A 19,585-nucleotide genomic window follows, 5' to 3' on the forward strand; every position below is an offset into this window, starting at 1 on the left:
GGCAACCATGGCAGAGAACGAGGAAGGCGGCGCAGCCGCTGATGGCGCGGAAGCCGCTCCGCCGAAGAACAAGCTCAAGCTCATCATCATGGTCGTCGGCGCGCTCGCCGTGCTCGGCGGCGGTGCTGCGACCTGGTTCTTCTTCTTCCGTCATAGCGGCGATGAGCATCATGCCGAGGCCGCGCCGCCGCCGAAGCCGCCGGCCTTCGTCGACGTTCCCGACCTGATGGTCAACCTCGCCGGTTCGCCCGGCGAGCGCGTGCAATATCTGCGGTTGAAGATCGTGCTGGAGCTGAAGGAAGAGAAGCAGATCGAGGCGATCAAGCCGACGATGCCGCGCGTCACCGACATCTTCCAGACCTATGTGCGCGAGCTGCGCCCGTCCGACCTCAACGGTTCGGCCGGCATCTTCCGCCTCAAGGAGGAGCTGACCAAGCGCGTCAACGCGGCGGTCGCCCCGATCCAGGTCAGCGCCGTGCTGTTCAAGGAAGTCGTGGTCCAGTGAGCATGACGGACTAGGGATCATGGCGGGCAACGACCAAGTCGACCAGGATGCAATTGCCGCCCAGTGGGAGGCCTCGCTCGATAGCGAGGATCCCGCCGAGGCGGCAAAGGCTGCCGCCGAGAACGAGCTATCGGAGACGATGGCCCTGCAATGGGCCGCCATGGTCGAGGACGGCAGCCGCGATCTCGGCACCGGCAAGAATTCCGGCGAGCGGGTGCTGTCCCAGGAGGAGATCGACAATCTCCTCGGCTTCACCGTCGGCGACGTCACGCTCGACGACCATTCCGGCATTCGCGCGATCATCGATTCGGCGATGGTCTCCTACGAGCGCCTGCCGATGCTCGAAATCGTCTTCGACCGCCTGGTGCGGTTGATGACGACCTCCTTGCGCAATTTCACCTCCGACAACGTCGAAGTCTCGCTCGACCGCATCACCTCGGTGCGCTTCGGCGACTACATGAACTCGATCCCGCTGCCCGCCGTCCTCACCGTCTTCAAGGCCGAGGAGTGGGAGAACTTCGGCATGGCGACGGTCGATTCCAACCTGATCTATTCGATGATCGACGTGCTGCTCGGCGGCCGCCGCGGCACCAGCCAGCTGCGCATCGAGGGCCGGCCCTATACCACGATCGAGACCGAGCTGGTCAAGCGGCTGGTCGAGGTGGTGCTGGCCGACGCCGAGCAGGCGTTCCGGCCGCTGTCGCCGGTGACCTTCTCGATCGACCGGCTCGAGACCAATCCGCGTTTCGCCGCGATCAGCCGTCCCGCCAACGCCGCGATTCTGGTGCGCCTGCGCATCGATATGGAAGACCGCGGCGGCAACATCGAGCTGCTGCTGCCTTACGCGACCATCGAGCCGATCCGGGGCGTCCTGCTCCAGATGTTCATGGGCGAAAAGTTCGGCCGCGACCCGGTCTGGGAGGGCCACTTCGCCACCGAGATCGTGCAGGCCGAGATCGCCGTCGACGCCGTGCTCTACGAGGCCGACATTCCGCTCAAGCAGCTGATGCGGCTCAAGGTGGGCGACACGCTGCCGCTCGACATGCGCGCCGACGCCAACGTCACCGTGCGTTGCGGCGACGTCACGCTGACCGAGGGGCGGATGGGCCGGGTCGGCGACCGCGTCGCGATCCGTGTGACGAAACCCTTGCGCAAGCCAAGTACGACACTTGCGATGTTCGAGAAGGTGGACGAGCAGAACAAGATGATGGAGGCCCCATGAACCACTCCCTGGGAATGGCGATCGAGACGTTGGTGGCTATCCTGCTGATGCTGACGATCGTCTACTGCGTCACGCTCAACAAGCGCTTGAGGCGGCTGAAGGCGGACGAGCATTCGCTGAAGGCCGTCATCGCCGAGCTGATCACCGCGACCGAGATCGCCGAGCGCGCGATCGGCGGGCTGAAGCTCGCCGTGCGCGACGTCAACGAGAACCTCGGCAGCCAGCTCGCCGCCGCGACGCAGATGTCGGATCAGCTCTACAAGCAGCTCGGCGAGGCCGACAACGTGGTGCGGCGCCTGTCCAAGATCGCGATCGCCGCGCGTCCCGTCACCAATCCGGAGACGGTCGCCGCGCCCGCGGCCAAGCCGTCGTCCGCGAAGGCAGTGGCGGCGGCCGCCGAAGCCTTCTCCGAGCGCCGACGATCCAACGGCCTTGCCGCATGAAGCCTGGGTATGAAGTCCTTTCGTAACATCCGCGTCATTCCCGTCGTCCTGGTCGCCGTCGCCGGCCTCGCCACGCTGAAGGTGGCGGGCCTTGCGATCAACGGCGGCTATGTCTTCGACTACAAGCCGAACCAGGGCAAGAAATCCTGGGCGGAAGAGAACCTGAATTTTCCGACCGGCCGCGAGGATCCCGACATCACCGGCTCGACCCCTGCGCCGAAGGAAGCACCTAAGCCGGCAGCGCCCGAGACCAAGATGGAGGGTGGCACCGTCGTCAAGATCGACGAGGGGCAGCCGCAGGTCTCGGCCGCGGAGCGCGCGATCCTGGAACGGTTGCAGGCGCGGCGTCAGGAGATCGAGGCGCGCCAGCGCGAGATCGACATCCGCGAAAGCCTGCTCAAGTCGGCCGAGAAGCGCATCGAGACCAAGGTCGAGGAGATGAAGGCGGTGGAAACCCGCATCTCCGCGACCCAGGCCGAGCAAAAGGCCGCCGAAGCCCAGCGCATGAAGGGCCTCGTGACCATGTACGAGGGCATGAAGCCCAAGGATGCCGCGCGGGTGTTCGACCGGCTCGAAATGGGCGTGCTGATCGAGATCGCCTCGGCGATCGCGCCGCGCAAGATGTCGGACATCCTGGGCCTGATGTCATCGGAAGCCGCCGAGCGGCTGACCGTCGAGATGGCCCGCCGCGCCAATGGCGGCGGCGATCAGTCCGCCTCGGCCGGCGAATTGCCCAAGATCGACGGCAAGCCGACGCAAAAGCCGAATTGAGGGCTCGAGGAGAAGCGCGCTTTCAATCCGCGCGCGGTCGACTGAAGCCCAGAGGAATGCCTCGTGCGCCTAATTCGCGAAGGCCTGTTGCACCCTGCGAACAGGCGGGCGCAACTGCTGCTCCATCTGGGCGAGGATATTGACCTGCTGCTTGATCAGCGCCGCCTTTGAGACGCGGGTCACGAGCTGCAGGGTGCTGTGGCAACAGGCACATTCATATGTCTTCAGGGCATATCCTCTTGCAATCGGGACGATCGCGACGACCGCTCTTGCTCTGCTACACACAATGCAACCGGCTTCTCCGCTCATTGATTACCCCCAGAGCTAACCAATGCGATTTGCATCGCCGAGATTCACATCTGATTCAGAGTCGCGCGCGAACCGCAACGAGCCGAAGGTTGTGAGTGCGCGCGCTCAGCAACCCGTCAAGGTGGAAATCAGAATCCCGTGGCGGATGCAGCCGGGGCAGGCGGCATCCTCCGGGACTGCGATGACTTGACGCGCGCAGGTGTGAAGTGGCGTACAGTGGTGCTCAAGGCGCCGTCCTACGCTTCGGTCATTCGCAGTCGGCAGCGCAGGAGGAGGCCATGAACTACTCGTCCGCAGCAGAACGCGTCATCGAGGCCGTCAACCGGATGCTCATAGCGGCGATGACATCCGCATGGACATCCGCGCTAAGCCATCAGCATGCCGCGCCGCCGGATGGCGAGGCGGGCAACGATGATCAATCTTCTCTTGGCGAAGAGAGCTCCTCGGCGCCCGATGGCGCCGGGACGCAACACTGAAGAGCCCATTGGCTCGGGGCGTCACAAGATCAGATCGTGCAAGCCGTGGCCGTGAGCCGGACTTGGGCCATGAGGCGGATCAACATCGGGCGGAGATGGTTCAGGCGTGAACGCCAGTTCGAGCCCGTGGAATCCTCCAGCGTGGCCGGGATGACCGGCGAGGTCTAGATGATCCGGCACGACGCTGTGCTGTGAGCCCTGCGAAGCGTTATCCTTGAACTTGAACGACTCGCCGAGCTGCTGCGTCTCGCTTGCAAGCGAATGGTTGGCGCCTCCGCTCGACGACTTCAGAAGGCTCGGATTGAGCGTCGCCTCTGCCATTCCATCGTTGGCACGACCGTGGGCATGCGCCGCCTCGTCGGCGTTTCCTTGAGGCGAGGCGCCGTGATTCCCGGCATTGTTCCCCGGTGCAAGCCCGCGCCCGGCGTGCTGTTCGGCGGCATTCTGGTCAAAATTCAGCGCGGCGATGGCAATGTCAGGCATGTGGCCGCTTCCAGCAATCGCGCCACTTTTGGCCAGCAATGCTGTGTCGGGACCGGCCAGGTGGTCGAAGACAAAACTGGCCTCCGTCGGTGCGGCGACGTATTGCGACATCGTAGACGGTCCGCTGCCCGAAGGAGCTACCGCAACAATAGCGAGTGTTTCGGTCGAGGGCGTTTGCATCGGGTCCGAACTGGAGATGCTCGAATATTCAGTTTGTTCGATCTGGTCCGAAGGCGTATCCAGGTTGTGGAGCGGCTCGCTTGACTGGATGTCCGGACTCTCTGCGAGGAGCGTGCCGTCGCCGCTTCCGGAGTCGGACGAGATTTCGGAAGTGATCGTCATTAGCCCGGCCGCATCACTCTGCAGGGTTGCGGTGAGGTCGGTCAGCTCGCTGGCGACCGCCACTACAGGCGCCGCTGGCGCCAGGATGAAGTCCGAGGCATCGACGGTTGCAATCCCCTGCAAATGGATTTCGAGCAGACTGGAATCGCCGATGTGCAGGGTCTGGTCCGTTGAGTTGACGTACACGATGGTTTCGTTCGACGCGCTGTCATAGATCCAGGCGATCGTATGTGGCGGCACCGTCGTGTTGGTTGAGCTCAACGCCAGGATGGCAAACCCGAGCGCGCCAAAGGCGGCCAGGTCGATCCTGTCCGCTCCCGATGCGAAGTCGGTGATGGTGTCGAACTGACCGGCACGGGAATCGGCAACGAACAAATATGCGAAACGATCGTTGCCATTGCTGCCGGTGAGTTGGTCCGCACCAAATCCGCCGGTTATGGTATCGGCGCCGTTGTTGCCGTTTACCGTATCGTTTCCCGAGCCGCCGTAGATGGCATCATTGCCATCGTTGCCCTTGATCGTGTCATTGCCTGAGCCGCCATAGAGAACGTCCGTCTTGCCGGTCCCATTGACCGTATCACTGCCGGCTCCCGCATAGATGACCTGACCTGTGTCGCCGCCGCCGGCGATGGTTTCGCTCCCCGGCGTTCCGTACACGTTCGGAGGATCGGAGATCACGACGGATCCGGTGGCCAGGTTGTCAAAATCGTTGGGGTCGGCATCACTGGCGCCATGAATGGCGACGGTCACCGTCTGCGTGGTACCGTCGATCGCGGTCACCGTGAATGTGTCGGTCAGGGTGTCGCCGGAATCGAGAGCCTCAACCACGCTGTTGTTGTTGTCGAGGGTGTACGTCCATGCGCCGGCTGCGGTCATCGTGAAGGTGCCGTATCCGTCGTCGCTCGCGGTCGGTGAAGAGATCGCGGTGAACGTATTCGGCGCGTTGTCGACGTCGGTATCGGTCAGCGTGCCAGTCGCGATGGGAGCGCCGGGCGAGAAGGTTCCTGCCTCGGTCACTGAGCCGGTCGTGGTGCCGGAAATGAGGGCCGCGTCGTTGCTGCCGTGAATGGTGATCGTCACCACCTGTGGCGTGCCGTCGAGGGTCGTGACAGTAAAACTGTCGGTGAGTGTGTCCCCGACATTCAGCGCCTGCACCGCGCCGCTCGCATTGTCGAGCATGTAGGTCCACGCGCCGGCGGCGGTTAGCGTAAAGGTGCCATAACCATTCGTGCTTGCCTTGGGCGAACTCACTGCTGTGAAGGTATTGGACGCATTGTCGACGTCGGCGGCAAACAGCGTGCCGGTTGCGCTCGGGCTGCCCGGTGTCGCATTGGCAACGCCGCCGGCCTCGGTCACCGCACCGGTCGTGGTGCCGGAAACGATGGCGGCATCGTTGGTGCCATGGATGGTGACCGTCACCACTTGGGCGGTTCCATCCAGAGTGGTCACCGTGAACGTGTCGGTCAGCGTTTCGCCGGTATTGAGCGCCTGCACCGCAGCGTTGGCGTTGTCGAGCGTGTAGGTCCACACGCCGGCAGCCGTCATGGTGAAGGTGCCGTAGCCGGCGGCGCTCTGCGTCGGCGAGCCGACGGCCGTGAATGCATTTGCGATCGTGTCCACGTCGGTATCGGTGAGGGTGCCGGTCGCGATGGGCGTGCCGGGGTTAGCACTGGCGACGCCGCCAGCCTCGATGACGGCGCCGGTCGTGTCGCCGGAGATGACCGCTGCATCACTGGCTCCCTGGATGGTGATCGTCACCACCTGGGGCGTGCCTCCGATCGTGGTCACCGTGAAGCTGTCGGTTAGCGTTTGGCCGGCATTGAGCCTCTGCACTGCGAGGTTCGAATTGTCCACGGTGTAGGTCCACACGCCGGCAGCCGTCATCGTGAAGGTGCCATAGCCGCCGGTGCGCGTCGTTGGCGAACTCACGGCCGTGAACGTATTTGGTGGGTCGTCGACGTCGGTATCGGAAAGCGTGCCGGTCGCAATCGGCGTGCCGGGCGTTCCATTGGCAATGCCGCCAGCCTCGACGATCGAGCCGGTCGTGGTGCCGGAGATGATTGCAGCGTCGTCGACACCGTTGATGGTGACTGTGAACGTCTGACTCGCAGAACTGAGGCCGTCGGAAACCGTGATGACGAAACTGTCGGTCGTGGGCGCCTTCAGCGCGTTGATCGCGATGCTGTCAGGCACGAACGTGTAGGCGCCGCTCGTACTGTTGACGTAGAGCGTTCCGTACGGACCGGGCTTTGACAGGTCGTATGTCACTCCGCCGAGGACCGTCTCGCCGGCGGTTGCCCCTATGACGCCAAAGGTCAGCTTGGCGCTGCCGCTGGTGCTGCTGGCAGCGAAGATTCCGCTCGTCGCAGTGAATGTATCAAACACCACCGTATCGAGCTCGGTCGGCCCCGCTCCGGTGCTGAGTGTCGGCGGTATGGGGTCGAAAACGGGAATGGCGAATGGCGACACAGGCGCCAGCAAATTCTGCAGCGAGGGCGCGTCGGGCTGAATGAAATTGATCGGCTGCAGCGATTGGGTTTTGACGAAGGGAGGCGTGCTCGAGCCATGCGGCCCCTGTCCGTCCAGATTGGCGAGCACGTCCTGCTGTGCGGCGCGCAACTCGTCCATGCGAGCGGCCGAGTTCGCGACCTGATTGACACTGATGGTGGATCCCACTTTCTTGACGATGATCGTTTCGCCGGGATCATCGACGATGATGTGCCGTGGGATCGGCTCCTTGGTCACGAGCTCAAATGCGCCGTGCGCAAGGTCCTTGTAAGTGATGGAGTCGTCATCCAGGAATGTGACGTCCGGGTCCGCGGCCTCGGCATTTTCCGCAACCGAGAAAGTCAATGCTGCAAGCGTCAGCATTCCGAAACCGCCCGCGTGACTTCGGGCGCGAATGCCTGCAATTGGCGTATTCAGCTGGAGAGACCCGGTTTCTGCCAGCCGACCTGGTACGAAACTGAAGCTGCCTCGGGTCACGTCGAACAGGGCTGTAGGTGGCGTGCCTTCGACGTCGAAGACGAATTCGCTCAGCGCGAGGCGAGTGTCGCAGGAGATGTTGAAGAAAGTACCGTCGATAAAGCGAATCGTGATCTGTCCGTCGGCGTCAGTCTCTATCACGTCAGCCCGGTAGACAGGCGCGCCGGCTACGGCCTGTGTGGCGACGCCACTGGCTCGCGTGAGCGTACCGCAGCCGATCGCTGTATGAATATGGCCAATGATTTGGACGGGCAGGGCCGCGGCGGCCCTATTGCCAACCTGGACATCGGATGCAACCAACATGGCTCGACCTCGCCTGGGTGATTAATTCAGGCTCGGCGTGCTGCCATGGTCTTTCGGGGCGGCCCTCGCCAAGGGACAAATATCCTGGGCGCTGGCAGCCGAAGGCTTGCCGCCGAAAATCATCAAGTCTGGTCCAGAGAGACGCATGGCGCGGGGACGGCGGCGCGTAATGCCATTCCCGGCGCGTATCCCTCCCGCTAAAGTGATTAAATTGACAAACGAGAGCTTATTTAATTTGTGGCGCTTCCGTAGCGTTACGGTAAACTAGGACGATTAAAATTATTAAACAAGAAATTTATTTATTGCGACCACGCTTCGCGGTTCAAGAGCGGTTCAAGAAATGAGCCGCCGCTAGTCGATAGGATCTTCTCGGAAAGGGCGGATCATGTGCAGACCTACGACAGCCGCTTTGGCGACCGGCTTGGTCTTGGCGCTAGCCAATTTCTCGCCGAGTGCGGCTCAAGCGCAAGTCGATTCCACCGGGCCCGCCGTCGCCAGCTCGTCTTCCAAACCGATCGGGAAGGTGGCGACGGCCACAGGCTCCGTCACGATCGAACATGCGGGCGCAGTGATCGTTCAAGCGAATGTCTCAAGTGAGCCCGGCCAGGCCAAGAGGGGTGATCCCGTATATCTTGGTGACGTGGTGCTGACCGGAGACGACGGCCGGGTCGGAATAAATCTTAGCGACGGCAGCTCGTTCAATTTATCGAGCAACGCCCGTATGGTGCTGGATCACTATGTGTATGAGCCGGCCGGCAAGTCCAACGCGACCCTGTTCAGTCTTGCCAAGGGAACGTTCACTTTTGTTGCGGGCAATGTTGCGAAGACCGGCGATATGAAGGTCGATACGCCCGTTGCCACGTTGGGGATCCGAGGTACGACGCCGCACATCGAGATTTCTGATGACGGGTCAGCCAAATTTTCGACGCTGATCGAAGAGGGCAAAAGCAAGGTCCTGAAGAAGCCGCCGGCCGGCGCGGCGCCGGAGCCCGATCGAAGCGCCAATCGCAGGCTCATTATCTGTCGGGGATGCTGAGAAGTTTGCTCGGCCGAAGCCGCCGTGATGCCGGCGCAGCGTCCGGCCCGGCAGAGAGACGCAACATGAGTGCTTCGTTTCGCTCGCGGAGTTCGGCGCTTGGTGTGAAAATCGCACGGGCCAGTGTCATCAGGGCAGGGATGCTCATTCTGATCGTTGGACTCTCCGGTTCGTCAGGCTTGGCGCAGACGTCGAAGAAGAGCAGCTCACTCAAGAATATCGAGCTATGTAACGGGTCAGATCGGGTCTCGCCCGAAGCTCGCATCGAGGCCTGCACGGCCTTTATCGATGCGGGCGAGGGGAGCACAAATGGCTTTGCCGTCGCCCACAACAACAGGGGCAATGCCCATAGCGCCAAAGCCGACTACGAAGGCGCGATCAAGGATTTCGTCGCAGCGACCCGGCATAACCCGAATTATGCGAAAGCCTTCAACAACCTCGGAGTGGCCTATCTGAGGACGGGCTCGCACGACCTTGCCCTTGGCGCTTTTCAAGAGGCGCTGAAGCTCAACCCCAACTATGCCACTGCCTTTGCCAACCGTGCGGCAGCGTTCTTGAAGAGGAATGCGTACGACCGTGCAGCGCAGGACTATGACGAAGCAATTCGCCTTGACCCGAAGCTGGAGGCGGCCTGGAGCGGACGCTGTTGGGCCCGGGCCATCCTCGGCGCCTTGCAGGCTGCGATGGAGGATTGCGAGATGGTGCTTCGATCGGGAGCGGGTAACGCCGCGACATACGATTCGCGAGCCCTGATAAATCTGAAAATGGGACAACTCTCCGCGGCTATCGACGACTACAACGCGGCGCTGCGGTACGCCCCCAAGCTGGCGAGCGCGCTGTACGGTCGCGGGGTCGCCAGATTCAAGCTCGGCGACACAGACGGCGGCAATAGCGATATCTCGGCGGCCAGAAGGATCGAGGCGCGAATCGCCGAAGATTTTGTCCGCTATGGGGTGCCGCAAAGGGACTGACAGGCCGCGACATCGTGCAGCCGTTAACAACTGCTTAACCGCCTGCGTCTCAAATTCAAACTCGCGGAACGGCCCCCGCTCCATCCGGCACGGCATGCTGTTCCCGCAAATCAAGACATAGCATTAACAAGTCCTTAATTGGCGAGACCTACAGTCGACGGCACGGGCCGGCGCCAGTGCCGGCATGCCCGCCGAACCGGAAGAAATGCCGCCAATGGCGCGAGAGGCTGCCGCTGGATTTGTGTCGCGAGCCCGCGCATCGGCGCGGGGCTTGTCGCGTCACGCCCGCGCCGCGGCCTTGCTGGCGGCCTGTCTCCTGTTTGGCCTTGCGGCGCCCGGCCGGGCGGCCGATCCGATCAGGGGCGAGGCGACGTTTTCAGCCGGTGGCGGCTTTGCCCGTCTCGTCATCAAGCTCGGCGAGGACGTTCCCTCCGAGGTGACGACCGCCGGCTCGATCCTCGTCATCCGCTTCGACCGGCCCGTCGATGTTCCCGTCGAGCGCATTCCAGAAGGCGCGCCCGATTACGTCAATTCCGCCCGCCGCGACCCTGACGGCGGCGCCATCCGCCTGTCGCTGGCGCGGCGCGTCACCGTGAACACCATGAACGCCGGCGAGCGCACCTTCATCGACCTGCTGCCCGAGGGCTGGAAGGGGCCGCCGCCGAGCCTGCCCATGGACGTGGTCAAGGAGCTTGCCGAGCGGGCACGCGCGGCCGAGCGTGCGCTGCGCGCCCAGCGCGCCGCCGCGGAGTCCAGGAAGCGTCCGCCGATCCGCGTGCGCGCCTCGGTGCAGCCGACCTTCGTGCGCTTCGTGTTCGAGATGCCCGACGGGGTCGGCGTCTCCTCCGTGCTCAACGAGCAGAAGCTGACGCTCGTCTTCAACGCCAATCTCAATTTCGACCTGGCGGACGCGGTCCTCGCCGCGCCGCCGAACGTCGCCTCGATCAAGCAGAAGGCCGATATCGACCAGACCAATGTCGAGATCGCGCTGATCGGCGATGCCGACGTGCATTCGTTCCGCGACGAGAAGAACTACGTCGTCGACGTCTCCTCCCAGTCCGATAAGGGTAAGTTGGCGGCAACGCCCGAGGCGACGATCACGCAGATGAAGCCGGCCGGTCGCGGGCCGGCGGCTGCCGCTGCACCTGCACCTGCGCCGGAAAAGCCCGCCGCCGAGAAGAAGGATGCCGCCCATCGCGAGCTCCCACCGCCGACCTCCGAGACGATCGCGCGCGAGGCGAAGGTCGACATCAAGCCCGAGGTGAAGCTGGAAGCGCCCGCCGCGCCGCCGCCCGCCGAAGCGCCGAAACCGGCAGCGCCTCCCGCGATCGAAGCGGCGCAACCGCCCAAGGAAGCTGCGAAGCCGGCGCCGGCGGCTGCCCCCGTCGAAGCGCCCAGGGAGGTTGCGAAGGAACCGGTCAAGGATGCTGGCAAGGATGCTGCCAAGGCTGTGCCGGCGGAGGTGCCGGTCGCGCCCGCGATTGCCAGCGTCGATGCGCGCCGCGACAGTGACGGCTTGCGCGTGACGTTCCCGTTTCAGGTCGCAACGCCGGCGGCGGCGTTCCGCCGCGGCGACACCGTGTGGCTGGTGTTCGATACGCCGAAGCCCGTCGATGTCGAGGCGATCCGCACCAAGGGCGGCGCGATGATCGGCGAGGTCGGCCGCGTCCCGCTCGACAAGGCGCAGGCGGTGCGCATCCGTCTCACCCGTCCCCTGGTCTATTCGCTGACGAGCGAGGAGGTCGGCAAGGAGACCAACTGGATGTTGACGCTCGCCGACAAGATCCAGGCGACGCCGCTGCCGCTGATGATGTCGCGCAACATCACCGATCCCGCGCTCGCCAATATCGCGATCCCCTTCGCCAATCCAGGCCAGCTGCACAAGCTCACCGATCCCGATGCCGGCGACACGCTCTATGTCGTCACCGCGCTGCGGCCGGTGCGCGGCTTCATCAAGCGGCAGGACCTCGTCGATCTCTCGCTGCTGGAATCCGCGCACGGCATCGCGATCCGGCCGAACTCCGACGAGATCGGCGTCGAGGTCGGCTCCGACAAGGTCATTCTCGGCAAGAAGGGCGGCTTGACCCTGTCGCCGGTCGACATCTCGGCCGAGCGGGCGCCGACCGCCGTGCGCCCGATCTTCAGTCCCGAAGGCTGGCGCAAGGGCCAGTCGGAAAACTTCATGGCGCGCCAGGGCGAACTGATGACGGCGATCTCGGCGGTCGAGCCGGCGCTGCGTTCGCTGCCGCGGCTCGATCTTGCGCAATTCTACATGTCGCGCGCCATGTATCACGAGGCCAAGGCCGTGACCGACGTGATGCTGAGCGATCCGCTCAACAAGGAGGAGAGCGGCGCGCTGATCATGCATGCGATCGCCAACATCCTGATCGGCCGGCCGGCGCAGGGCCTGAAGGATCTCGCCAATCCTGCGATCGGCAATAGCCACGATTCCCAGCTTTGGAAGGCGCTCGCCTATGCGCGCCAGGGCAAATGGGCCGATGCGCGCGAAAAGTTCAAGAACGTCGAATTCGCCATCGCCTCGCTGCCGCTCGACATCCAGCGCATCGTGACGATGGACGCGATGCGCGCATCCCTCGAGGTGAAGGACTATGCCGGCGCCTCCAAGCGCCGCAACGAGCTCGAGGTGGTCGGTGTCCCGCCCGAGGCCGCGCCGGGCTTCGCCGTGCTGCGCGGCCGGCTCGCCGAGGCGCTCGGCCACGACAAGGATGCGCTCGACGATTACAAGCTCGCGGTCGCCTCGAATGACCGTCCGGCTGCGGCCGAGGCCAAGCAGCTCGAGATCGCGCTGCGTCAGAAGCGCGACGAGATCGGCAAGGAAGAGGCGCTGCGCGAGCTCGAGACGCTGTCGATGACCTGGCGCGGCGATGCGATCGAGGTCAAGACGCTGCAGATGCTGTCGCGCCTCTATGCCGAGAACGGGCGCTACCGCGATGCGCTCACCGCCGCGCGTACCGCGACGCGGCTGCAGCCGAACGCCGAAGCCTCGCGTCAGGCGCAGGATCTCGCCTCCGAGCTGTTCACGCAGATCTTCCTCGGGCCGAAGGGCGACGAGCTGCCGCCGGTCGAGGCGCTCGGGATGTTCTACGAGTTCCGCGAGCTGACGCCGATCGGCCGCCGCGGCGACGAGCTGATCCGCCGTCTCGCCGACCGTCTCGCCTCGATCGATCTGCTCGACCAGGCCGCCGAGCTCCTGCAATACCAGATCGATCATCGCCTCGAAGGCGCCGCGCGCGCCCAGGTCGCCGCGCGCCTCGCCATGATCTATCTCGCCAACCGCAAGCCCGACTTGGCCATCACCGCGCTTCGCGCGAGCCGCATCAGCGATCTCTCCGGGGAGCTCCGGCAGCAGCGCCTGCTGCTGGAGGCGCGCGCGCAGAGCGACGTCGGCCGTCACGATCTCGCGCTCGACATTGTCTCCAACGTCGCCGGGCGGGAAGTGCTCCGCCTGCGCTCCGACATCTTTTGGGCGGCGCGGCGCTGGCGCGAGTCCGCCGAGCAGATCGAGCTCTATTACGGAGACCGCTTCCGCGACTTCAAGCCGCTCAATGCGGTCGAGAAGAGCGACATCATCCGCGCCGCCGTCGGCTACGCCCTCGCCGACGACTCGATCGGCCTATCGCGCTTCCGCGAGAAATACGCCCCGCTGATGAGCGAGAGCGCCGACCGTCTCGCCTTCGACATTGCGAGCAAGCCGGCCGCAGCCTCCAGCGCCGAATTCGCCGAGATCGCCAAGCTCGCTGCCAGCGTCGACACGCTCGACGGCTTCCTGCGCGAGATGAAGCAGCGCTTCCCCGACGCCACCGCCCGCGCGCCCGGCGCGCCGCAGGCCAAAGATACGAGCGACCACACCGGCTCGCTGCCCACGATCCCGGTCGTGCGGCAGATCAAGATGACGCGGTAGGACTGTCTCCGCGCGAAGCGCGGCCCGCGACCGCGCCACAAACTCGTCATTGCGAGCGCAGCGAAGCAATCCAGACTCTTTCCGCGGCGGCAGTCTGGATTGCTTCGTCGCAAGGGCTCCTCGCAATGACGAGGAGGGAGCGGGGGCTGTCGCTGAGAGCGGCAAGGACGCAGCAGCGAACGAAGCCTTACCCCCCGTAACTCTGCACCAGGCTCCCCGCCACCAGCGACCAGCCGTCGACCAGCACGAAGAAGATCAGCTTGAACGGCAGCGAGATCGTCGCCGGCGGCAGCATCATCATGCCCATCGACATCAGCACGGAGGCGACGACGAGGTCGATGATCAGGAACGGCAGGAATAACAGGAAGCCGATCTCGAAGGCGCGCTTCAGCTCGGAGATCATGAAGGCGGGGACGAGAATGCGTAAGGCGAGATCGTCGGGCGTGGCCGGCGGCGGCTCGCCGGAGAGATCCAGGAACAGCTTCAGGTCCTTTTCGCGCACGTTCTTCTGCATGAAGCCGCGCAGCGGCACGGAGGCGCGCTGGAACGCGTCCTCGACGCCGATCTGGTTGGCGACGAGCGGGCGGATGCCCTCGTCGTAGGATTTCTGCAGCACTGGGCCCATCACGAAGAAGGTGAGGAACATCGCGAGCGCGATGATCACCGAGTTCGGCGGGGCGGTCGCAGTGCCCATCGCGGTGCGCAGCAGCGACAGCACCACCACGATGCGGGTGAACGACGTCATCATGATCAGGATCGACGGGGCGATCGAGAGCACGGTGAGCAGCGCGATCAGCTGGATCGCGCGCTCGGTGACGCCGCCGCCACCGGCGCCGCCGCCGAGATTGATGCTGATGTCCTGGGCATGCGACGGCATTGCGAGCGAAGCCGCGCCGACCAGGACAGAAAGGAAAAGAACTCTACGCGGGAGGGCGGGCAACCTCACGAAGATGGCTTCGGACGGCCGAGCAGGGAGGCCATCTCGTCTTCGAGATTTTCAAAGCTGGTCTTTTCCGCAGCCGGCTTCGCCGGCGCAGCTGGCGGTGCCGGCGGCTCGCTGCGGGCGGCGCGCGCCGGAGCGGGCGGCGGCTCGGGCGCAACCGGAGGCGCGACCGTTTCCCCGGCCGGGCGGCGCAGGGCAGCCTCGAGTCGCTGCGCCATTTCGGCGAGATTCTGCTCGGCGCTCGAGGGCGCGGCAGCCGCTGCCGGCGGCGGAACGGGCGCAGCCTGCGGCACGGGCGGAGGAGGCGGTGGCGCCGCGGCGCGCTCGGCCCGCACCGGCGGCATCTTCATCGGCTCACTGCCGCGCGGCGGACGCGGCATCAGCGGCGGCTCGCCGCGGGCGATGCGCGGCGGCAGCGGCTCGGGCCGCGGTTCGCGCTCGGGACGTGGCGCGATCGGCTCCGGCGTAAAGCCGCCCAGAGCCGGCTCGCTGCGGCGTTCGGCCAGTGCAGGCGCAGGCCGACGCACTTCGTCGGCGAAGGATGGCCGCGCGGGCCGCGGCGGCGGCTCGGGCATTTGCGGCTCGGGATGATCGAGCAGCTCGGGCCGCGGCGCGTCGTCGGCCCAGCCGCCGGCATCGGGCAGGGGGGCAAGGCGCGGCGGTTCGGCGGCACTCGGACGTTGCGGAATCTGGTCGCGGCTGGGCGCGGCGCGAACGATGTTGGGCTCGACGACGATGTCGGTCGGGCCGCCGATCATCAGCAGATGCTCGACATTGTCGCGCCGGACCAGCACCAGGCGGCGCCGGCCGTCGACCGCGGCGGCGTCGATCACGGCGAGGCGGGGCATCCGGCCGCGCTGGGTGTTGGCGCCGATGCGGCTTCCGGCGAATCGGCGAACCAGCCATGCAGCGACGCCGATCAACGCCAGAACGACGATGAACGCGACGATGAAGGTGATAGGGCTGCCTTGCATACTTGTCCCCGACAAATGGCGCTTTTCTCGTGCCCATGGTCAGTCGAGCCGACCACCGGCGGACGATGCCCCAAACTGCGATTTCTTAACGTTCCACGGCAAGTTTTGCCGTCCCCAACTCTTAATAACCCATGAATCGCCCGATCCAAAACGACTTCTTGCCCTGTGCACGTCTCGCCAAACGGTTGGGTTAATGCCACTTTTCGCGCCGTCGAATCGCGGGGGCGCAAGAATCAGTTTCGGCTGGGGACATGCATCACGACCGGTCCTTAACCAGCTGTTAACCATACAGGCGGCAAATTCTGCCTAGCGGCGGTCCCTAGGGTCCGTCGGGGCGGAGGGAGCCGCGACGATGTCCATCAACGATATTCCGGAACTGTCGGTGCTTCGCACCAAGATGCAGTGGCATCAGGAGCGCCAGCGCGTCCTGTCCGAGAACGTCTCCAATTCCGACACGCCGAAATTCCGGCCGCGCGACCTGGTCGAGCCGAAGTTCGACAAGGCCGGCGCCGTCACGGGGTCCATGGGGCCCTTGGTCCTGACCCGGACCAGCGCCTCGCATTTGGCGCCGTCGGGGGCCCCTTCCGTCTTCGACCAGAACAAGAACGCGGGTTTCGAGACCCGCCCCGCCGGCAATGCCGTCAATCTCGAGGAGGAGATGATGAAGGCCGCCAGTAACCAGATGGACTACGCCGCGGTGACCTCGCTCTATTCGAAGAGCCTGCGCCTGCTCAAGACCGCGATCGGCAAAGGTTAGGCCCTAAAGGAGGCGGATCATGGCAAATGACAGCAGCGACTTCGCCCGCTCCATGGCAATCGCGACCTCGGGCCTGCGCGCGCAGGCCGGCCGCATGCGGGTGATCTCGGAGAACATCGCGAATGCGGACTCGACGGCGCAGACCGCCGGCGGCGATCCCTACCGGCGCAAGGTGCCGACCTTCTCATCCGCGCTCGACCGCACGCTCGACGCGCAGGTCGTCACCCTCGGCAGGATCAAGCCCGACCAGTCCGCCTTCCGCGTCCGATACGAGCCAAACAATCCGGCTGCGGATGCCAGCGGCAACGTCAAATATCCCAACGTGAACTCGGTGGTCGAGATGACCGACATGCGCGACGCGCAGCGGTCCTACGAGGCCAACCTCAACATCATCAGTGCGACGCGCCGGATGATCCAGCGCACGCTCGACATCCTCAAGAGCTGAACAGGACATTTGAGCCATGGCATCACCGACAATTGCCGCCAATGCTTACGCCAGCCTCGCCCGCGTGCTGGAGAACACCGGCACCGGCGCCGGCAAGGGCAGCGAACCGAACGGGCAATCCTTCGCCGCGCTGCTGAAGGACGCCGTCGGCAGCGTCGTGGAATCCGGTCGCAAGTCCGACGCGCAGACGGTGGCGATGGCCTCCGGCAAGGCCAACGTGATGGACGTGGTTACGGCGGTCGCCGACACCGATGTCGCGGTGTCCACGCTGGTCTCGGTCCGCGACCGCGTCATCGCGGCCTATGAAGACATCATGAAGATGCCGATCTGATTTGAAGCGAATGGCGAGTGGCGAATGGCGAGCTCTGGCCACCATTCGCTACTCGCGATTCGCTACTCGCTTCTCGCGCCTTCCTCTAACCCCATCGGAACCTCCAAATGACCGGACCCGAGACCCTCGACGTCGCGCGCGATGCGATCTGGACCATCGTGATCGTGTCGTCGCCGCTGATGGTGGTTGGCCTCGTGGTCGGCGTCATCGTGTCGCTGTTCCAGGCGCTGACGCAGATCCAGGAGCAGACGCTGATCTACGTGCCGAAGATCCTCGCGATCTTTGCCACGATGCTGTTGGCGCTGCCGTTCATGGCCGATTCGATGCACGCCCACATGCTGCGGATATCGTCGCGAATCATAGGCGGCTGAGGCACTATGCGTGAATTATGCGCATCGACGTCTCGTTGCTGCCGGCGCTCGCCGCTTCCTTCATGCTCGCCTTCGCCCGGGTCGGCGCGATGGTGATGCTGCTGCCCGGCCTCGGCGAGACCAACATCCCGACGCGGATCAAGCTGTCGATCGCGCTGTTGCTCACGCTGATCATCCTGCCGCTGCATCGCAACGCCTATCAGGTCGACATGGGCTCGCTGGCGCCGCTGCTGGTGCTGATGCTGCATGAGATCGCGATCGGCATCGTGCTCGGCGCGACCGCGCGCGTGACTTTGTCGGCGCTCCAGGTTGCGGGATCCGTGATCGCGCAGCAGATGGGGCTCGGCTTCGTCACCTCGGTCGATCCGACGCAGGGCCAGCAGGGCGTGCTGGTCGGCAACTTCCTGACCATGCTGGGCGTGACGCTGCTGTTTGCCACCGACAGCCATCATCTGGTGATCGCGGCGCTGAACGACAGCTACACGATCTTCTCGCCGGGCGAGACCGTGTCGAGCGGCGACGTCGCCTCGCTTGCGACGCGTGCCTTCGCCGCCGCGTTCCGTCTCGGCTTGCAGCTCTCCGGGCCGTTCCTGGTGTTCGGCCTCGTCTTCAATATCGGACTGGGCGTGCTGGCGCGGCTGATGCCGCAGATGCAGGTCTATTTCGTCGGCGTGCCGCTGTCGATCTTCGCGGGCTTCCTGGTGCTTGCCGTGGTGCTCACCGCGATGATGGGCACCTTTCTCGACTACTTCATCGGTGTCATGCACCAGATGATGCCGCTCAAGTGAGGGGGATCGATCGGTGGCGGAAGACAACGATCCCGAAAGTCAAACAGAAGACCCGACGCAAAAGCGCCTCGACGATGCGCTCGAACGCGGCGACGTCGCCAAGAGCCAGGAGATCAACACCTGGTTCATGATGGCGGGCGGCACGCTCGTCGTCTCCACCTTCTCGGGCTCGGTCGGCAGCGGGCTGCTGACGCCGATGCGCAACCTGCTTGCCAATTCCTGGATGATCAAGACCGACGGCAAGGCCCTGCTGGCGCTGATGCAGCAGATCGAGCTCGCCGTGCTTGCCGCGGTCGGCGTGCCCCTGTTGATGCTGGTGCTGGCGGCCATCGCCGGCAACATGCTGCAGCACCGGCTGGTCTGGTCGGCCGAGTCCCTCAAGCCCAAATTCAACAAGATTTCGCCCGGCGCCGGCTTCAAACGCATCTTCGGCAAGCAGGCGGCCGCCAATTTTCTCAAAGGCATCGGCAAGCTCGTCGCCTTGGCCGTGGTCATGACCATGATCCTGTGGCCGGAGCGGCACCGCATGGAGGCGATGGTCAGGCTCGATCCGGCCGCCATGCTCGGCGCCAGCACCAGCATGACCATCCAACTGCTCGGCGCGGTCGTCGCCGCGCTCGCGATCGTCGCCATCGCCGACTATTTCTTCCAGTACCGAAGTTGGTTCCAGCGGCAGAAGATGTCGCTCCAGGAGATCAAGGAAGAGTACAAGCAGTCCGAAGGCGACCCCCACATCAAAGGCAAGATCAGGCAGCTGCGGCAGCAGCGCGCCAAGAAACGCATGATGGCGGCGGTTCCCAAGGCCTCCGTGATCATCACCAACCCAACCCACTATTCGGTAGCGCTGTCCTACGAGCGCGGCATGACCGCGCCGATCTGCGTCGCCAAGGGCGTCGACAATCTCGCCTTCAAGATCCGGGAGATCGCGCGCCAGCACGACATCCCGATCGTGGAGAACGTGCCGCTGGCCCGCGCGCTCTACGCCACGGTGGACATCGACCAGGAGATCCCGACCGAGCACTACCATGCCGTCGCCGAAGTCATCGGCTACGTCATGCGCCTGAAGCGCGGATTCAGCGCCGGGCGGGGATAAGATGCCCGAAAAGTACCGGAAATGGCCGTAATCTGGGAATCAGCGTACCTTTTGCCGCTGCTGCCCTTGCACCTCAGGGTCCGATTCAGGCAGGGAGGACCCCACGCGCCCGGTG

The 19,585-nt window shown here is 64.6% G+C and carries 17 protein-coding genes; 14 read left to right on the forward strand and 3 right to left on the reverse strand.

All coding sequences use genetic code 11. The features are described from left to right. The first annotated feature begins 7 nt into the window (after window positions 1-7). The 5 genes from fliL to I6F20_RS00125 all read left to right on the forward strand — a co-directional run bounded on the left by fliL (window position 8) and on the right by I6F20_RS00125 (window position 3,726). Entirely contained in the window at window positions 8-505 is a 498-nt protein-coding gene (gene fliL / locus I6F20_RS00105; protein ID WP_036027917.1) for a flagellar basal body-associated protein FliL, read from the forward strand. Window positions 506-524: 19 nt separating this feature from the next. After that, window positions 525-1,727 carry a flagellar motor switch protein FliM gene (gene fliM / locus I6F20_RS00110; RefSeq protein WP_036027916.1) on the forward strand — a complete coding sequence of 401 codons (1,203 nt, stop codon included), beginning with the start codon at window positions 525-527 and terminating at the stop codon, window positions 1,725-1,727. Then, window positions 1,724-2,170, forward strand: coding sequence for a DUF6468 domain-containing protein (locus tag I6F20_RS00115; protein ID WP_057030304.1), 447 nt, complete (start codon window positions 1,724-1,726; stop codon window positions 2,168-2,170). The genes fliM and I6F20_RS00115 overlap by 4 nt, the downstream gene beginning before the upstream one ends. A gap of 9 nt (window positions 2,171-2,179) precedes the next feature. Further along, window positions 2,180-2,941 (forward strand): MotE family protein, encoded by a 762-nt coding sequence (locus I6F20_RS00120; protein WP_036013086.1) that lies wholly within the window; start codon window positions 2,180-2,182, stop codon window positions 2,939-2,941. Between the two features lie 587 nt (window positions 2,942-3,528). Next, the gene (locus I6F20_RS00125; RefSeq protein WP_074448248.1) at window positions 3,529-3,726 is read left to right on the forward strand and encodes a hypothetical protein; all 198 of its coding nucleotides are present in this window, start codon (window positions 3,529-3,531) and stop codon (window positions 3,724-3,726) included. 21 nt (window positions 3,727-3,747) lie between these two features. Here the strand turns inward: I6F20_RS00125 and I6F20_RS00130 are convergent, their stop codons facing one another. Next, window positions 3,748-7,839 carry a VCBS domain-containing protein gene (locus tag I6F20_RS00130; protein WP_225124695.1) on the reverse strand — a complete coding sequence of 1,364 codons (4,092 nt, stop codon included), beginning with the start codon at window positions 7,837-7,839 and terminating at the stop codon, window positions 3,748-3,750. A 409-nt stretch (window positions 7,840-8,248) separates the two neighbouring features. Here I6F20_RS00130 and I6F20_RS00135 point away from each other — a divergent pair, with 409 nt between their 5' ends. From I6F20_RS00135 to I6F20_RS00145, 3 genes are all read left to right on the forward strand, one after another. Beyond that, window positions 8,249-8,875 (forward strand): FecR family protein, encoded by a 627-nt coding sequence (locus I6F20_RS00135; RefSeq protein WP_306469098.1) that lies wholly within the window; start codon window positions 8,249-8,251, stop codon window positions 8,873-8,875. Window positions 8,876-8,940: 65 nt separating this feature from the next. Next, the gene (locus tag I6F20_RS00140) at window positions 8,941-9,846 is read left to right on the forward strand and encodes a tetratricopeptide repeat protein (protein ID WP_192893148.1); all 906 of its coding nucleotides are present in this window, start codon (window positions 8,941-8,943) and stop codon (window positions 9,844-9,846) included. Between the two features lie 214 nt (window positions 9,847-10,060). Then, window positions 10,061-13,768 carry a tetratricopeptide repeat protein gene (locus tag I6F20_RS00145; protein WP_225124697.1) on the forward strand — a complete coding sequence of 1,236 codons (3,708 nt, stop codon included), beginning with the start codon at window positions 10,061-10,063 and terminating at the stop codon, window positions 13,766-13,768. Window positions 13,769-13,955: 187 nt separating this feature from the next. Here the strand turns inward: I6F20_RS00145 and fliP are convergent, their stop codons facing one another. Further along, window positions 13,956-14,714 carry a flagellar type III secretion system pore protein FliP gene (gene fliP, locus I6F20_RS00150; RefSeq protein ID WP_036013079.1) on the reverse strand — a complete coding sequence of 253 codons (759 nt, stop codon included), beginning with the start codon at window positions 14,712-14,714 and terminating at the stop codon, window positions 13,956-13,958. Next, window positions 14,711-15,685: a flagellar biosynthetic protein FliO gene (locus I6F20_RS00155; protein WP_225124698.1), complete on the reverse strand. Its 975-nt coding sequence runs from the start codon at window positions 15,683-15,685 to the stop codon at window positions 14,711-14,713. The genes fliP and I6F20_RS00155 overlap by 4 nt, the downstream gene beginning before the upstream one ends. Window positions 15,686-16,037: 352 nt before the next feature. On the opposite strand from I6F20_RS00155, the gene flgB reads away from it, so the two are divergent. The 6 genes from flgB to flhB all read left to right on the forward strand — a co-directional run bounded on the left by flgB (window position 16,038) and on the right by flhB (window position 19,470). Further along, on the forward strand, window positions 16,038-16,442 hold the full coding sequence (gene flgB, locus I6F20_RS00160) for a flagellar basal body rod protein FlgB (RefSeq protein ID WP_225124699.1): 405 nt from the start codon (window positions 16,038-16,040) through the stop codon (window positions 16,440-16,442). A gap of 19 nt (window positions 16,443-16,461) precedes the next feature. Further along, window positions 16,462-16,887, forward strand: a complete 426-nt coding sequence (gene flgC / locus I6F20_RS00165) for a flagellar basal body rod protein FlgC (RefSeq protein ID WP_036013073.1) — start codon at window positions 16,462-16,464, stop codon at window positions 16,885-16,887. Between the two features lie 16 nt (window positions 16,888-16,903). Continuing rightward, the gene (fliE, locus tag I6F20_RS00170) at window positions 16,904-17,218 is read left to right on the forward strand and encodes a flagellar hook-basal body complex protein FliE (protein WP_157280796.1); all 315 of its coding nucleotides are present in this window, start codon (window positions 16,904-16,906) and stop codon (window positions 17,216-17,218) included. Window positions 17,219-17,325: 107 nt separating this feature from the next. Continuing rightward, the gene (gene fliQ, locus I6F20_RS00175; RefSeq protein WP_025037372.1) at window positions 17,326-17,589 is read left to right on the forward strand and encodes a flagellar biosynthesis protein FliQ; all 264 of its coding nucleotides are present in this window, start codon (window positions 17,326-17,328) and stop codon (window positions 17,587-17,589) included. A gap of 17 nt (window positions 17,590-17,606) precedes the next feature. Beyond that, window positions 17,607-18,377, forward strand: coding sequence for a flagellar biosynthetic protein FliR (gene fliR, locus I6F20_RS00180; RefSeq protein ID WP_027575944.1), 771 nt, complete (start codon window positions 17,607-17,609; stop codon window positions 18,375-18,377). 13 nt (window positions 18,378-18,390) lie between these two features. Next, the gene (gene flhB, locus I6F20_RS00185; protein ID WP_109143187.1) at window positions 18,391-19,470 is read left to right on the forward strand and encodes a flagellar biosynthesis protein FlhB; all 1,080 of its coding nucleotides are present in this window, start codon (window positions 18,391-18,393) and stop codon (window positions 19,468-19,470) included. The last annotated feature ends 115 nt before the right edge of the window (window positions 19,471-19,585 follow it).

The sequence above is a fragment of the Bradyrhizobium sp. IC3123 genome, from assembly GCF_020193625.1.
GTDB classification, from domain to species: Bacteria; Pseudomonadota; Alphaproteobacteria; order Rhizobiales; family Xanthobacteraceae; genus Bradyrhizobium; species Bradyrhizobium yuanmingense.

Coding starts and splice junctions, on each gene's coding strand:
- fliL (WP_036027917.1), top strand. CDS start 8: ATGGCAGAGAACGAGGAAGGCGGCGCAGCCGCTGATGGCGCGGAAGCC.
- fliR (WP_027575944.1), top strand. CDS start 17,607: ATGCGCATCGACGTCTCGTTGCTGCCGGCGCTCGCCGCTTCCTTCATG.
- flgC (WP_036013073.1), top strand. CDS start 16,462: ATGGCAAATGACAGCAGCGACTTCGCCCGCTCCATGGCAATCGCGACC.
- I6F20_RS00155 (WP_225124698.1), bottom strand. CDS start 15,685: ATGCAAGGCAGCCCTATCACCTTCATCGTCGCGTTCATCGTCGTTCTG.
- flgB (WP_225124699.1), top strand. CDS start 16,038: ATGTCCATCAACGATATTCCGGAACTGTCGGTGCTTCGCACCAAGATG.
- fliM (WP_036027916.1), top strand. CDS start 525: ATGGCGGGCAACGACCAAGTCGACCAGGATGCAATTGCCGCCCAGTGG.
- I6F20_RS00130 (WP_225124695.1), bottom strand. CDS start 7,839: ATGTTGGTTGCATCCGATGTCCAGGTTGGCAATAGGGCCGCCGCGGCC.
- I6F20_RS00115 (WP_057030304.1), top strand. CDS start 1,724: ATGAACCACTCCCTGGGAATGGCGATCGAGACGTTGGTGGCTATCCTG.
- fliQ (WP_025037372.1), top strand. CDS start 17,326: ATGACCGGACCCGAGACCCTCGACGTCGCGCGCGATGCGATCTGGACC.
- I6F20_RS00125 (WP_074448248.1), top strand. CDS start 3,529: ATGAACTACTCGTCCGCAGCAGAACGCGTCATCGAGGCCGTCAACCGG.
- I6F20_RS00140 (WP_192893148.1), top strand. CDS start 8,941: ATGAGTGCTTCGTTTCGCTCGCGGAGTTCGGCGCTTGGTGTGAAAATC.
- I6F20_RS00120 (WP_036013086.1), top strand. CDS start 2,180: ATGAAGTCCTTTCGTAACATCCGCGTCATTCCCGTCGTCCTGGTCGCC.
- fliE (WP_157280796.1), top strand. CDS start 16,904: ATGGCATCACCGACAATTGCCGCCAATGCTTACGCCAGCCTCGCCCGC.
- I6F20_RS00145 (WP_225124697.1), top strand. CDS start 10,061: ATGGCGCGAGAGGCTGCCGCTGGATTTGTGTCGCGAGCCCGCGCATCG.